At 34.4% G+C, this 13,918-nt stretch carries 11 protein-coding genes; 7 read left to right on the top strand and 4 right to left on the bottom strand.

Features of this window, described 5'->3' with window-relative positions; translation table 11 throughout:
- Positions 1 to 279 precede the first annotated feature (279 nt).
- From AB1422_10030 to AB1422_10015, 4 genes are all read right to left on the bottom strand, one after another.
- Positions 280 to 2,814, bottom strand: coding sequence for an ATP-binding protein (locus AB1422_10030; protein MEW6619652.1), 2,535 nt, complete (start codon positions 2,812 to 2,814; stop codon positions 280 to 282).
- Entirely contained in the window at positions 2,811 to 3,389 is a 579-nt protein-coding gene (locus AB1422_10025; GenBank protein ID MEW6619651.1) for an isoprenylcysteine carboxylmethyltransferase family protein, read from the bottom strand. Before AB1422_10025 ends, AB1422_10030 begins: the two co-directional genes overlap by 4 nt.
- Positions 3,386 to 3,823 (bottom strand): SRPBCC family protein, encoded by a 438-nt coding sequence (locus AB1422_10020; GenBank protein ID MEW6619650.1) that lies wholly within the window; start codon positions 3,821 to 3,823, stop codon positions 3,386 to 3,388. The genes AB1422_10025 and AB1422_10020 overlap by 4 nt, the downstream gene beginning before the upstream one ends.
- Positions 3,824 to 4,123: 300 nt before the next feature.
- Positions 4,124 to 5,308: an FAD-binding protein gene (locus AB1422_10015; protein ID MEW6619649.1), complete on the bottom strand. Its 1,185-nt coding sequence runs from the start codon at positions 5,306 to 5,308 to the stop codon at positions 4,124 to 4,126.
- A gap of 98 nt (positions 5,309 to 5,406) precedes the next feature.
- On the opposite strand from AB1422_10015, the gene AB1422_10010 reads away from it, so the two are divergent.
- From AB1422_10010 to AB1422_09980, 7 genes are all read left to right on the top strand, one after another.
- The gene (locus AB1422_10010; GenBank protein MEW6619648.1) at positions 5,407 to 5,784 is read left to right on the top strand and encodes a GxxExxY protein; all 378 of its coding nucleotides are present in this window, start codon (positions 5,407 to 5,409) and stop codon (positions 5,782 to 5,784) included.
- Positions 5,785 to 5,917: 133 nt separating this feature from the next.
- Positions 5,918 to 6,982: a hypothetical protein gene (locus AB1422_10005; GenBank protein MEW6619647.1), complete on the top strand. Its 1,065-nt coding sequence runs from the start codon at positions 5,918 to 5,920 to the stop codon at positions 6,980 to 6,982.
- A gap of 3 nt (positions 6,983 to 6,985) precedes the next feature.
- A complete protein-coding gene (gene lpxK / locus AB1422_10000; protein ID MEW6619646.1) occupies positions 6,986 to 8,056 on the top strand; it encodes a tetraacyldisaccharide 4'-kinase in 1,071 nt (356 codons plus the stop codon).
- 98 nt (positions 8,057 to 8,154) lie between these two features.
- The gene (locus AB1422_09995; protein MEW6619645.1) at positions 8,155 to 8,349 is read left to right on the top strand and encodes a hypothetical protein; all 195 of its coding nucleotides are present in this window, start codon (positions 8,155 to 8,157) and stop codon (positions 8,347 to 8,349) included.
- A 570-nt stretch (positions 8,350 to 8,919) separates the two neighbouring features.
- Positions 8,920 to 9,567 (top strand): acetyltransferase, encoded by a 648-nt coding sequence (locus tag AB1422_09990; protein ID MEW6619644.1) that lies wholly within the window; start codon positions 8,920 to 8,922, stop codon positions 9,565 to 9,567.
- The gene (locus AB1422_09985; protein ID MEW6619643.1) at positions 9,557 to 10,759 is read left to right on the top strand and encodes a DegT/DnrJ/EryC1/StrS family aminotransferase; all 1,203 of its coding nucleotides are present in this window, start codon (positions 9,557 to 9,559) and stop codon (positions 10,757 to 10,759) included. The genes AB1422_09990 and AB1422_09985 overlap by 11 nt, the downstream gene beginning before the upstream one ends.
- Positions 10,760 to 10,972: 213 nt before the next feature.
- Positions 10,973 to 13,225 (top strand): YfhO family protein, encoded by a 2,253-nt coding sequence (locus tag AB1422_09980; GenBank protein MEW6619642.1) that lies wholly within the window; start codon positions 10,973 to 10,975, stop codon positions 13,223 to 13,225.
- Positions 13,226 to 13,918: the final 693 nt, after the last annotated feature.

Here is a 13,918-nt window from a genome sequence, read left to right as displayed (position 1 = left end):
TGGATATTTAAAAAATTCACTTGTATCCGAACATACTATTTTTGTGCCTTTTTAGGGATATAAGTCAGGAAAAATATTTTTAAAAAAACTTAATTTTTTACTTGACATTTTACCGTAAGACTTTGTGTCCACCCTGTGGACATGTCCGTTTCTCCTGTTGTCCTCTGCCTTCTGCTCTCTGCCTTCTGCCCTCTGTCCTCTGCTATTTATCCGTGCTAATCCGTGTTAATCAGTAGCTGAATAGTTACGAGTAAAGTTTATCACTAATCATTGATTATGTCAACAAAATTCTGCGACCTTCTCCATCAAATTTTTAAAATCAAAAGGCTTAAAAAGGTGGGTGGTTGCTCCGGCTTTGTAAATCGTGGGTAAATTTTCCTCCTCTGCCAGCGGAACCAACATAATCAGTGGAATATCCTTTGTCTCTTTATGCTCTCTCAAGATATGGACAATATTATAACCATTTATCTTCGGAAGTTTAAGGCTGACTATGACTAAATTAGGTTTTTCTTTATCTAACATTTTTAATGCCTCTAAACCATCCTGGACAATATCTATTTTATAACCATTGGTTTTTAAATATAACTCGGCGAGTTTTAAATTATCATAATCCTCATCTGCCATTAAAATTTTTGTTTCTGATGGTATTTTCCCCTTTAATTTTATTTTCGGTAGTTCTTCTTCTGGTACTTCTTCTCTGGGTATGGTAAATATAAACTTACTACCAATATCTTCTTGTGATTCTACTTTGATACTGCCACCAGAATCTTCCAATACCTCTTTGACGATGGATAGTCCCAGTCCTGTGCCTTCATATTTCCTGGTATCAGACATATCCACCTGATAAAACCGTTCAAATATCTTATTGAGATTTTCGGGTTTAATCCCAATTCCCGTATCTTCTACACAACCTTGCAAATAATTATCTTTATCTTCAAATCTGATGGTTATTTTCCCCATAGCGGGTGTAAATTTTATTGCATTATCGACCAATTTACTAAAAATCTCCTTTGCTATCTCCGGGTCATACCACACTACAGGGATATTGGGGGCTACTTCTGTCTGAATAGAGATTTGTTTTTCCCTGGCAGATGGGGTAAAAATCAATACAGTTTCTTCGATTATCTTTCTAAAGTCAACAGGCTGTTTTTTTAATTCATATTTTTTCCCTCGTTCGATTTTAGACAGGTCTAAGATATCACCGATTAGTTCATTCAGGTGTCTGCATTTGTCCAGCATAATTTTAACAGATTTTTCTTGCTCTGTTGTGATTTCACCGAGGGCTTTATTAGACAACAAACTCGCATAACCCATAATTACCGTTAGTGGAGTGCGTAATTCATGGGAAACAATATTCAAAAAGGCAGATTTAGATTTATTGGCTATTTTTAGGTCCTGGGTTAAATTTTGTAGTTTTATAGTCTCTTTTTGAAGGTCAGTATATAGTTTTGTATTTTCTAAGGCAACCGCAACCTCATTACATAAGGTAGTAAGAAAGGTCAATTCATCTTGATTATATGGTGTCTGACTTAATTTCGGCCCTAAATTTAATATCCCAATTAAGTTTTCTTTAAAAATAATTGGGATAGAAACAATTGCTTTAAATCTTTCAATAGCCTGGGTTACTACTGCCCTCATCCCGTTAAATTCAGGATTCTCCCTTACCTCTTCCTGTAATAATTCCCTTTTTTCATTCTTAAACCACGCCACGATAGGCTCATCCTGTTGTATAATAATAGATTTATCGTTCTCACCGAGTCCAAATTCTGGTTTATAGACCCTTTCAGATTCCTCTAAAAGTAATAACTGGACAAAGACAGGGTGAAGGGTATGGTTAATTGTATTAAGTATTGATGACATCAAGGTATCGCGGCTAATAATTGTAGATATTTCCCCGGTTACTTTTTTTAAGAGTTCTTGCAGGTCATGTCTTTCCCGATAAAACATCTTATCTACAATTAGCTGGATTTTTTCTCTTACGGGTTGAAATATAAGGATGATAATAATTATCGTCAGTATTCGAGCAGAGAGTGTCTCAAAGTGCAAAAGCACTTCAAAGGTAAATATGGCTAATAGCCAGATAGCGGTAACTAATGCCGTTAGTAATGAATAGATAAGTCCTTTCTGAATGATAATGGTAATGTCCATTAATCGATATTTAACAATACTATATGTAACCATTAAGGCATAAATGGTAAGCCCCAGATGAGCCAGAGGATATATCTTTATTCCCATAACTAAAAGGATATTAGATAGACTACTTAATATTACCACTACCATACCAAAAAAGATGTATTTTAGACGATTCTTTTCTAAGAATGAGTCTGTTTTTCTATATTTTTTGTAGAGGAGTAAAATTGCATAAGACATAAAGGAGAGAAACATCAGGTTGAAAAGAGGTCCTGATGGTCCGGTAATAGGTTGGTAAGTCCCAAAGGTAATAGTTACATCCGAAACTACCGCCAACAGAGGTATTTTATCAATAATGTTAAAAAATAGACCTAAGAGGTAGGCGAGAAAACATATCTTTCTATTTAGATTAGTCTGGTCATCTGTAATGGCTAAGACAAAATTAAGAAAGCTTGAAAAGCTAAACAAAAGCCCAAGATGGAGAATAGTTACACCCAACATTGCTGTTTCTTTATCTTTAGCAACGGTCATAATCAACATCCCACTACCCCAGACAGCAAGGCAGGTTTCAAAGAAGGCAAATGACTTATTTTTCTCAGATTGAACATTTTTAGTAAAAACAAATAGAGCTAAAAATAGATTGATGAAGCTAACCAAACCTAATGTAATTGGATAAAAAGTCATTTTGAAATCCTCTTTTTAAAAGGTAAAAATGCCGACACTTCTTTTTTGTAATCAATATATTCTTGACCAAATTTTTCAGTCAATGCTTTTTCTTCTAAGTGGATTCTGAAAAGCATATATGGGAGAAAGATAAATAAGGCGGCAAGAAATGAATAGTAAGAATTGGGAATAAGGGTAATGCCAACAACCTCAATGATAGCAGATAGTGCCAGGGGATGTCTTATGTATTTATAAAGTCCTTCCTTAATTAATTTATGCCCTTCTACAATTTTAATATCCGGACTTAAATATTTACCCAGGGTTTGTGCGGCATAATCGCGTAATGGAATCACACTGACATACATTAAAAAACCAATCCCACTAATTATTAAATTAACCTTCTGAATATGGAGATAAAAATATTCGACCACAGAACCGGTCCAGATTAAAAGGTAAAGGAGAAGTAAGATAGCATAACTTATCGGCATATAAACCTTACCTGGTCTTGGTTCTTCAGCATATGATTTGGTTATTCTCCTCAACCGATATACAGTTGATATAATGAGGAAGGCAACATAGATAAAGGTAAAATTCATTTTAAATCACCCCTTTCTAATTCTTTTTTCATACTTACTAATACTTCATTAGCAAGTTTTTTAATACATAAATTATAAATCAACTTTTCTATTCTATGTATTTTTATATCAATATCATGGATTATAGTTAGTTTAGTTGCATTTCCTATTTCTTCAAATTTCCATTCTGTCTGCAAACCCTTTAAAGGTCCTTTAATCTGTTCATACTTGATTGATTTATTTTCCGTAATTAGCCCGGTAGATATATAGGTAATTGGCACAAATCCAAAGATTTTAATTTTTGCCTCAAGCACCATTTTATTGTTTTCTTTACTTATAATTTTCACCTGTTTATATTCCGGGATAAAACTTGAGAGTCTTTCAATATCTTTAGCGACTTTAAAGGTTGCAATTATATTCTGATTAATTAAGATTGAATCTTCTTTATGAATCATTTTTCCTTACCTCACTAAATATAGTAGTCAGTAGACAGTAGTTAGTAGTCAGAATTATATCTGCCTGCTATTTTCTGTTTTTCTTAATCCCTCGCCGTAACCGTTCACCGCAGAGACACAGAGACGCAGAGAAAAAATTAAAATTTATTGATAACTATTCAGCCACAGATGGACACAGATGAAACACTGATTTTATTTTTTATCCGTGCTAATCCGTGTTAATCAGTGGCTGAATAGTTACTTTATTTCTATGTTTTCTCTGTTCCTCTGCGTCTCTGCGGTAAAGGACTACCTGAACGGTTACAGATTTTTTTTAAATTCTTCAATTAAAACCGGAAGTATTTCAAATAGGTTACCCACGATTCCATAGCTGGCGACATCAAAGATAGGGGCGTCTTTATCTTTATTTATAGCCACAATACAATCTGAAGTTTGCATTCCAACTAAGTGTTGAATAGCTCCGGAGATACCACAAGCAATATAAAGTTTTGGGCAGATAGTTTTTCCTGTTTGACCAACCTGATGATGATGAGAAATCCAGCCGGCATCTACTGCGGCTCGTGAGGCCGCTACTGCTCCCCCTAAAACCTTAGCCAGGTCTGAAATTAATTCAAAGTTCTTTGCCTCCTGTAATCCCCTTCCTCCGGCAACGACAATATCAGCCTCTTCTAAATTTACATCTTCATTTATCTCCTTAACCCAATTTACTATCTTAGTTCTCATATCTTCCTGCATAACATTGGGTTTTATTCTAATAATCTCTCCAGTTCGTTCAACTATCGGGATAGGTTTGCTCATTACCCTTGGTCGGACTGTTGCCATTTGTGGTCTATGATTGGGGGTGATAATAGTTGCCATCAAATTACCACCAAATGCTGGTCTTGTTTGAAGAAATTTACCTTCTTCATCTATTTTAAGTTCAGTGCAATCAGCGGTTAGTCCTGTTTTTAATCTTGCCGCTATTCCTGGCGCCAAAGCCCGTCCACTATTAGTTGCGCCCAACAAAAAAATCTCTGGTTTATACTCTAAAATTAAATCAACTATTGCCTTTGTATATGTATCTTCACAATAATTTGCCAGAATCTCCGAATCCAATAAATAAACCTTATCTGCTCCTGAGGCAATTAATTGAGGACAAAATTCTTCGATTCTACTTCCTAAAAACACAGCACTCAGCTCTACCTGTAAATTATCGGCTAATTTCCTTCCTACTCCAAGGAGTTCTAATGATACCGTGGCTAAATTGTTAAAATGTTGTTCTGCAAATATCCACACACCTTTATAATCATTCGTGCTTTTTACCTCAACCTTCCCTGTCATCACAATAGCCCCTGTAGGACAGGCATCAACACATATTCCACATAAATTGCACCCCGCTCCTATTGTCGCTTTATCCGCCGCTAACGCAATTATACCAAAAGGACACACCTTGATACATTCTTCACAACTGATACATTTATCTTCCATAACCAAAATATTATTCATCTTGACCTGTATTATACCACAAAATTTTAATATTGTCAATATTTTTGAATACTTATTGGTAACTATTCACCGCAGAGACGCAGAGGAACAGAGAAAACATGGAAATAAATCAGATAACAGAAAAAATTATTGGTGCAGCAATTGAAATACATAAGACATTAGGTCCAGGTCTATTAGAATCTGCATATGAAGAGTGTTTATGTTATGAACTATCTATGGTGGGGTTAGCTTTCAAAAGACAAGTTGAATTACCTGTAATATATAAAGGATTTAAATTAGATTGTGGATACCGGATAGATCTTTTAGTTGAAGAAAAAGTTATCGTAGAATTAAAAGCAGTCGAGCAACTACTTCCGATTCACGAAGCTCAACTTTTAACCTATCTAAAAATGATGAATAAAAGGATAGGTTTATTGATCAATTTTAATGTTTCTGTTCTAAGAGATGGAATTAAGCGTATAGCCAATAGATTTTAATTTTTTCTCTGTGTCTCCGTGTCTCTGCGGTGAATAGTTACTTTTGTGCAAAAGTTTGTTGACAAAGTGATGATTAAGGTGTAAAATATATAATATGTTTCATAAAATTTTATGTTTATGCCTTTTTATTTCAATGGCAGGGGTATCTTTTTGTCAAGAATTAGATGAGAAGATGCCATTGAAAGAAGAAGAAGAGGAAATTAGTGTGTTGACAGGGACGGAGACAATTCAGACGGGCACACCAACCATACAAGAAGAAGATGTAAATCTTCCCAGCGAGCCTGAAACTACCTCATCTCCAGATGTAACAACAACCACCACATTAGAATCTCAAGAACTCAAAGGGACTGTAACAACCATAGAAGTTGTGGGAACAACAGGTCTTGATAGTGGCACACGGACGCCAGTAGGTAGTTCAACCCAGGAAATTATACCAGCAACAATAACTTTGTCTGCAGGAACTCAAACAACTGCACCTTTATCCGGCACTTTGACTATTGGAACGGTAACGGCTGAACCTGGCACAGATACTCTTTTAGATACAGGATTGATGCTCATCCCCACGGCTTATAGAAGGGATGATAAATTAGGATTTAATACAGATTTTTTAATTGCTTATTATATTGGGGAATTATGGTATAAATATAAGTATGATGAAGGAAGGAAAAAAGATAGTGGACTTTTTGAACCAATTAAATTTTTATTTTTATCCGCTGATTTTAAATTCTCTTTGCTGAAAGAGAAAACACAAATCCCCAATGTTGGATGTGGATATGAGTGGTTTTTAGTCCTTCAGGGGGCGGCATCTACTCCGGCTCAAATGGGTGGTGAATTCTCAGGTAAGTCAGATAGATTTGGATTCCCATATCTTATCTTTAGTAAAGAATTCAAAAACAAAAAATATCATTTAGGTGTGATGTCTGGTGAAATCGGGAAATTGGTAAATCCGTTATCAAAGTATATGGCTGTAACCTCTAATAAAACACTTATATTTGGCTTTGAAACAAAACTTTTTAACCGTCGGATTAATATCGAAGGTTTTAGCCCACTTGATTCTGGTTCTACTTTAGTCATAAACACCTCTATTGAGCGATTTATAGGATTTGATTTAGGTTTTATAAAAACAAAAGATGGATTTTCTGTAATCGGCTACTTTGGGGCACGGCTGACCATTTTCCCATATAAAAGAAAAGGTTAAAAAATGGTTAATTATATTCAAGAAATTATCTTTGGAAAAGAAAGAGGTAATAAACTAATCCTATTTGTTCTGGATATTTTGTCTTTTTTTTACTATATCGTTATAGAAATAAAACTATTGTTATATAAAACAGGAATAATGAACCAACATCACGGTCGGGCAAAAGTTGTAAGTATTGGGAATATTACCTTAGGTGGCACGGGAAAAACACCGGCGGTGATTCAAATAGCCAACTTATTTCAAGATAAGAAGGTTGTTATTTTAAGTAGAGGATATAAAAGTTCCTACGAACATAAAATGGCTGTTGTTTCAGATGGGAAGCAAATATTTCTTACACCATCAGAAGCAGGAGACGAACCATATCTTTTAGCAAAAAAATTACCACATATCCCGGTTATAATTGGAAAGAATAGGATTAAGTCTGCCACCTACGCCAGGGACAGATTTAAAGCAGAGATAATCATCCTTGACGACGGGTTTCAGTACTGGCGACTTAGACGGAATCTGGACATAGTTTTAATAGACGGCAAAAATCCCTTTGGTAATAATGCCCTTTTCCCAATGGGAATTATGAGAGAGCCAATTAAAAATTTAAAAAGGGCAGATATCTTTATTATTACAAAAATAGACCAATCTTTAAATAGAAACGAGATTATTCAGAACTTAAAAAGGATTAATCTAAAAGCACCAATATTAGAAAGTATTCATAAACCAATAAAATTTATTGAGTTTGATTCAAAAAAGGAATACCCATTAGAATTCATTAAAGATTTAGATATTTTGGCTTTATCAAGTATTGCTGACCCTGATTCTTTTGAAACTATTCTAAAAAAACTCACCACAAAAAAATTTATACACCTGAAATTCCCTGACCATTATGTTTATACAAAAAATGATATTAATAAATTAATAGATTATTTACAAGGAGTAAGTTTTATTGTTACAACTGAAAAGGATATGGTCAGATTACAAGATTTAATTCCAGATGACCTTCCTATTATTTATTTAATGATAGAATTTGAGATTATCACCCCAAATTGGCAGGAGTTAATTTTAGAATATCTAAAAAATTAACTTGACAATTAATTAAAAGTATGATATAGTAAATTCAAGGAATTGGTAAGTAGTATCTATTTAACCAATTACCAAATCTAAAGGAGGTGGGGAAAGAGATGAAAAGCCTGTTGAAAAAATGGTTTGGAGGAAAAGAAAGAGGTCAGGGAATGGTGGAATATGGGTTAATTATAGGTTTGATTGCGGTGATTGTGGTGGCTATTTTTATCGCCTTAGGACCTCAAATTAAAAAGTTATTTGAAGGTGCAGTCTCAAGTGGACATATCGAAAAGATGGAAAGTGCAATGAAATAACAATGAAAATTATCGTTGATAAGAAGAAAAAAACTTAAAATATGAAAAAAATAAGACCCTGCTATAAAAATATAAATAGTGGGGTCTTGTTTTATAAATAATATCCGCAGATTTCGCAGATTAGAAAGACAAGAAAATTATAGTGGATATAGAAGTATTTGGGGGTCGGAATTCGGGTGGTGTCTGAAAATAACTCTAATAGTGAAATCTATGCAGATTTGGTGTCCAAAAGGGATTTCCTCCAAAGAGCAAAATGCAAAAAGCAAATATAAAAATTACATATCAAAATGTAAAATTATCTCTTTCCTTTCAGCGTTAAAATACTTGAAGCAAAGATATTACCAAATTCCTCCAACTCTTTGAGAAACCCTGCTACTTCCTCTTTGAAATTTGATTTGTAATTTTGCATTTTGATATTTATGTTTGATATTTAATATTTGATATTTGATATTTATTTATTGTCTCTCTCAAATCCTATTTTGCAGGATCCTATACACTATTTTAACCTTTATGCTAGATTAAGACACCACCGGAATTCGGGATAAAAAAGCTTTCATAAATGGGTGATTTATGCGTGCTATAATTTTAGGTGCTGGGGAACAAGGACGGGTGGTATTAAATATTCTCCAGTATAATAAAGATATTCAAATCATAGGTTTTATTGATGTTTGTAATAATCCTCAAATCTGGGAAACAGAAGTTAAAGGAATTAAGATTTTAGGAGGATTATCTCTTTTACCAGAATTGTATAAAAATAAGGCAGATGGTTGTATTGTTGCCTTTGGAGATAATAAAAGAAGGGTAGAACTATCTGATGCGGCAAAAAAAATAGGTTATTTACTTATCAATGCGATTCATCCCTCCGCAGTTATCTCAAGATGTGCTATTTTAGGTGAAGGCATCGTCATCTCGCCTAATGTCTCCATCAATCCTGATGTAAAAATTGGCAATAATGCTATTATCAATACCGGGGCAATTGTTGAGCATGATTGTATTATCGAAGATGGTGTTCATATTGCCCCAGGGGTGCATTTAGCTGGTGGCGTAAAGGTTAAAAAAAATGCCTTCGTTGGCATTGGAGCAACAGTGATTGATGACTTGACTATTGGTGAGAATTCCATCATTGGTGCGGGCGCAGTCATAATTAGAGATGTGCCTGATAATGTGACGGTTGTAGGTATCCCGGGCAGAATAATAAGGAGGAGTAATGAATTATAAACCCGCTATTTTAGGTGGTAACCCAGCATTTCAGAAACTATTCCCAATTACTCGACCAGGTCTGCCAAAATTAGAGGAGATAAAATCTGAATTACAAGAAACATTTGATTCAGGAATTATCACTAATGGCAGATATGTTGCCGAATTTGAACAACGATGTGCTCAATATTTAGGTGTAGAAAATGTCATTGCTGTATCAAATGCGACCTCTGGATTAATCTTAGTTGAAAAGGCATTAGGATTAATCGGTGAAGTGCTTGTCCCCAGTTTTACCTTTACTGCCACCTGCCTTTCATTAAAATGGAATAATCTTGAACCGCGATATGTTGATTGCGACCCCAGATCATTTACGCTTGACCCGGTTAAGGTAGAGGAAGCAATCACTGGAAATACCTGTGCAATATTAGCCGTATCCATATTTGGCAATCCCCCTCAGATAGATGAATTGGATAATTTAGCCAAAGATTATAGATTAAGTCTAATATTTGATTCTGCTCACGGATTTGGAGCTAAATATAAATCTAAATTAATTGGTGGTTTTGGAGATGCAGAGATATTTAGTTTAACCCCAACTAAAACATTGACTACTGGCGAAGGAGGGTTAATCACGACAAATAATAAAGACCTGGCACAAAAATTACGATTAATGAGGAATTACGGCATTGACTCGGATTATGATTGTGAATTAATTGGCCTAAATGCCAGAATGCTTGAATTTTCTGCCATATTAGGGTTAAAAAACTTAGTTAGGATAGAAGATTTAATAAATATTAGAAATAAATTAGCCCAGGATTATAAAACAAAGTTATCCGAAATTCCAGGAATTGAATTTCAGGAAATAAATAAAGATTGTCTGTGCACATTTAAAGATTTTGCTATTTTAATCAATGAGGAATTATTTGGTTTAAATCGTGACCAATTAGCCAGAGCATTAGAAATGGAAAATATCCAGACCCGAAAATACTTTTATCCACCTGTCCACATCCAGAAGGCATATCGCCATTTCTACCCTAAATATAAAGAAGACCTTGACAATACCCTGAAAATATCAAATAATATTCTCTGTCTGCCTATTTATGACGAATTGCAACCAGAGGAGTTAAATAAGATTTGTGAGGTTATTTGCCAGATTTACCAACATCGGGATGAATTAAATCAGGTAACTATTCAGCCACTGATTGATACGGATTAGCACGGATAAATACAGAGGGCAGAGGGCAGAAGGCAGAGGGCAGAAGGCAGAGGGCAGAGGACAACAGGAGAAAAACCCTTGAGCCTAATTACGGACACGGATACCGGACACGATTCACGAATTTTCAGTGTTTCATCCGTATTCATCTGTGGCTGAATAGTTATATATTACCTTAACATCCGTCCTCTGTCTTCTGACCTCTACTCTAAACAAATGGAACTAAAATTGAATAAAAAGGATATTTTAGCAATATTAATTATCGGATTATTAATCATTTTTTTCTTTGGCTATGTTCTATTCACGGACTTAACCTTTGTTTATCGTGATTTTAGCCGATATTTTTATCCACTTTATCACTACGGCGTTTTATGTCTTAAACAAGGCATCCTCCCATTCTGGAATCCTTATGTTTATTGTGGAATGCCTTTTTTTGCCTTAATTCAACTGGCTATCTTTTATCCCATCTCAATTATTTTTTATCTCTTCCCTTTTATGCTTTCGCTTAAATTATTTATTGTTATCCATTACTTTTTAGCTGGTGTATTTGTTTATTTCCTGATGCGACACTGGAATTTGTGCATATCCTCTGCATTAATCAGCAGTCTCACCTATATCTTTAGTGGGTATATGCTATCTTGCATTGACCTGACTAATACCTTAACCTCTGTGACCTGGATTCCAATAATCTTTTTTCTTTATTCAATCGCTATAAAATCAAATGGGCTTATTTTCACCCTGTTGAGTGGAACTGCACTCGGGATTCAACTCCTTGGTGGAGACCCGGTGGTCTTTTATCTGAGCTTAATTACCTTATTTCTTTGGACACTCTGGTATTTTTCATTTAAGGCAATGCGGAGATATTTTCTTGTGGTGCTCATTGCTCTTGGCTTAACCCTGTTTCAAACCTTACCCTTTTTTGAGTTAACTCTTTTATCTACGCGGGGAAAAGGAGTTGGTCTTAATGAAGCAACTAAATGGGCTTTTTCTCAATATGAATTTTTAAATCTAATCGTCCCTTTTTTTAACGAGGCAAATACTCTTTTGCACCAACAATTCTTTAAAAGCCTACATTTGGGGATTTTACCCCTTTTGTTCTCATTAATTGCCATATTTTTTAGACAACAAAGGAAACTCGTTATCTTCTGGATAATAATACTCATAAGTTTTATCACGGTATCTTATGGTGGAAACTTATATAAGTTTTTCTATAAGCACATACCACTTTTTAATATGATGCGTTACCCCATAAAATCTTTCTGTATCATAAATTTCTCAATCAGTATTTTAGCTGGATTTGGATTTCAATATCTATTAGGAAATTTAGAACAAAAAAAACGCTCTCTTTTGGTTTTACCTGCCATTAGCCTGATGGTTGTTTGTATCCTTTGCTGGATTAAGGGAGGCTTTTTCTTATTTAAAGAAGTCAATGAACTATTCGGTTATTTCCACAGCCCGTGCCTGGGTATTTTTCTTCTGTGTATCTTTTGTTTTTTAATTTATGTTGGTAACAGAATGAAATTATGGCTATTTTCTGCGGTGGTCATTAGTCTGGTGAGTTTTGAATTAATGATTTTTGGATGGCCGCTTAACCCGGTTATTAACCAGAATATTTATAACTATGTTCCTGAGACAGTTAAGGTTATCAAAAGTAAAGATGGATTTTATAGATTTTTATTAGAACCGAAGACCGAGAAAAGGTATCGGGAAGTTACGGCTAAATCTTTTCTTGAGGCATCCGAAAAGATGCAATCTGTTTTAGCACCTAATATGGGTATGTATTATTTCCTTTTTGATGCATACGGTTATGAGGCAATCCCGATTGTTGATTATGACAGGTTTATATATTTCCTTAAAAATGTGCCATTACCAAATACCTGGAAACTCATTTCAATGATAAATGTTAAATATATTATTTCAGAAGATATTATTAAAGGACTAAATCTGGTTTGTGTGATTAAAGATAAAGATAGAATAGTCAGAATATATGAAAATAAAGGGGTTTTACCGCGGGCATATTTAGTGGCTAAAGTTAGAGTAGTGAAGAATCGGAAGGAGGCTTTTAAGGCGGTGATTTCAGCGTCGTTCGACCCGACAAAAGAAGTAATTTTAGAATCCCCAATCTCCAATCCTCAATCTCCAATCTCCAATCTCCAATCCCGAGTTGAGATAATAAATTATCAACCGAATAAAATTATTCTTAACGCCTCATCGTCTGTTGATTGCTTTTTATTCATGAGTGAGACATATTATCCTGGTTGGAAGGCGTATGTAGATGGGCAAAAAACTGAAATTTATCGGGCGAATTACATCTTTCGGGCTATCAAATTCCCAAAAGGTAATCATCAGGTTGAATTTGTGTATTTTCCGCTAAGTTTTAAAACAGGATTATTTGGGAGTTTATTAACTTTAATCCTTATGGTTATTGGAGTTGTAACCGGAAAAATGGATTATGGAATAAAGAACTGATTTGAACCTTGCCAATTTCCAACTGTGATTCAGACAATAGACTATAGACATCAGACTTCAGACTAAAACGGGCAGAAATTGCAGAAGAATGAGGTGGTGTCTCAAAATAACTCTAATAGTGAAATCTATGCAGATTTGGTGTCCAAAAGGGATTTCCTCCAAAGAGCAAAATGCAAAACTCGTTTATAGTTTATAGTTTATGGTTTATAGTTTATAGTCTATAGTTCTTCAACTATCTACTATCAACTATAAACTATCTTTGCCAAAGTTCAGTAAAATTATCTCTTTCCTTTCAGCGTTAAAATACTTGAAGTCCTTTTTGAAATTTGATTTGTAATTTTGCATTTTGATATTTATATTTGATATTTATTTGTTGTCTCCCCCAAATCCTATTTTGCAGAACCCTATACACTATTTTAACCTTTATGCTAGTACTGTGTTAAGTAAATTTTTTCACAGTTTTTTCTAAAGTTTTGCTGATAAAATGACGATAATTCCACGTGGGCATAGAAATTTTAAGGAGGAAAGAATTATGCAAAAAAGATATCCACGTGGTCCAAAACCAAATTCATTTGATTTATCAGAAGAAGTTCTCAAAACTATACAAGCTGTTCTGTCTAAAAGGAAAACAGAACTTCGTATCTCTCTACGATATAAGATCATATTGTTACTCTCTAAAGGAGAACGTGTTAC

This window comes from bacterium, assembly GCA_040757115.1.
Lineage (GTDB): Bacteria > UBA9089 > CG2-30-40-21 > CG2-30-40-21 > SBAY01 > JBFLXS01.
This window is presented reverse-complemented; position numbering and strand designations above follow the sequence as displayed.

Bases quoted from the DNA above. Each gene is read 5' to 3' on its own strand.
- AB1422_10025 (MEW6619651.1), bottom strand. From the start codon at position 3,389: ATGAATTTTACCTTTATCTATGTTGCCTTCCTCATTATATCAACTGTA.
- AB1422_10015 (MEW6619649.1), bottom strand. From the start codon at position 5,308: ATGAATAATATTTTGGTTATGGAAGATAAATGTATCAGTTGTGAAGAA.
- lpxK (MEW6619646.1), top strand. From the start codon at position 6,986: ATGGTTAATTATATTCAAGAAATTATCTTTGGAAAAGAAAGAGGTAAT.
- AB1422_10010 (MEW6619648.1), top strand. From the start codon at position 5,407: ATGGAAATAAATCAGATAACAGAAAAAATTATTGGTGCAGCAATTGAA.
- AB1422_10020 (MEW6619650.1), bottom strand. From the start codon at position 3,823: ATGATTCATAAAGAAGATTCAATCTTAATTAATCAGAATATAATTGCA.
- AB1422_09995 (MEW6619645.1), top strand. From the start codon at position 8,155: ATGAAAAGCCTGTTGAAAAAATGGTTTGGAGGAAAAGAAAGAGGTCAG.
- AB1422_09985 (MEW6619643.1), top strand. From the start codon at position 9,557: ATGAATTATAAACCCGCTATTTTAGGTGGTAACCCAGCATTTCAGAAA.
- AB1422_09980 (MEW6619642.1), top strand. From the start codon at position 10,973: ATGGAACTAAAATTGAATAAAAAGGATATTTTAGCAATATTAATTATC.
- AB1422_10030 (MEW6619652.1), bottom strand. From the start codon at position 2,814: ATGACTTTTTATCCAATTACATTAGGTTTGGTTAGCTTCATCAATCTA.
- AB1422_10005 (MEW6619647.1), top strand. From the start codon at position 5,918: ATGGCAGGGGTATCTTTTTGTCAAGAATTAGATGAGAAGATGCCATTG.
- AB1422_09990 (MEW6619644.1), top strand. From the start codon at position 8,920: ATGCGTGCTATAATTTTAGGTGCTGGGGAACAAGGACGGGTGGTATTA.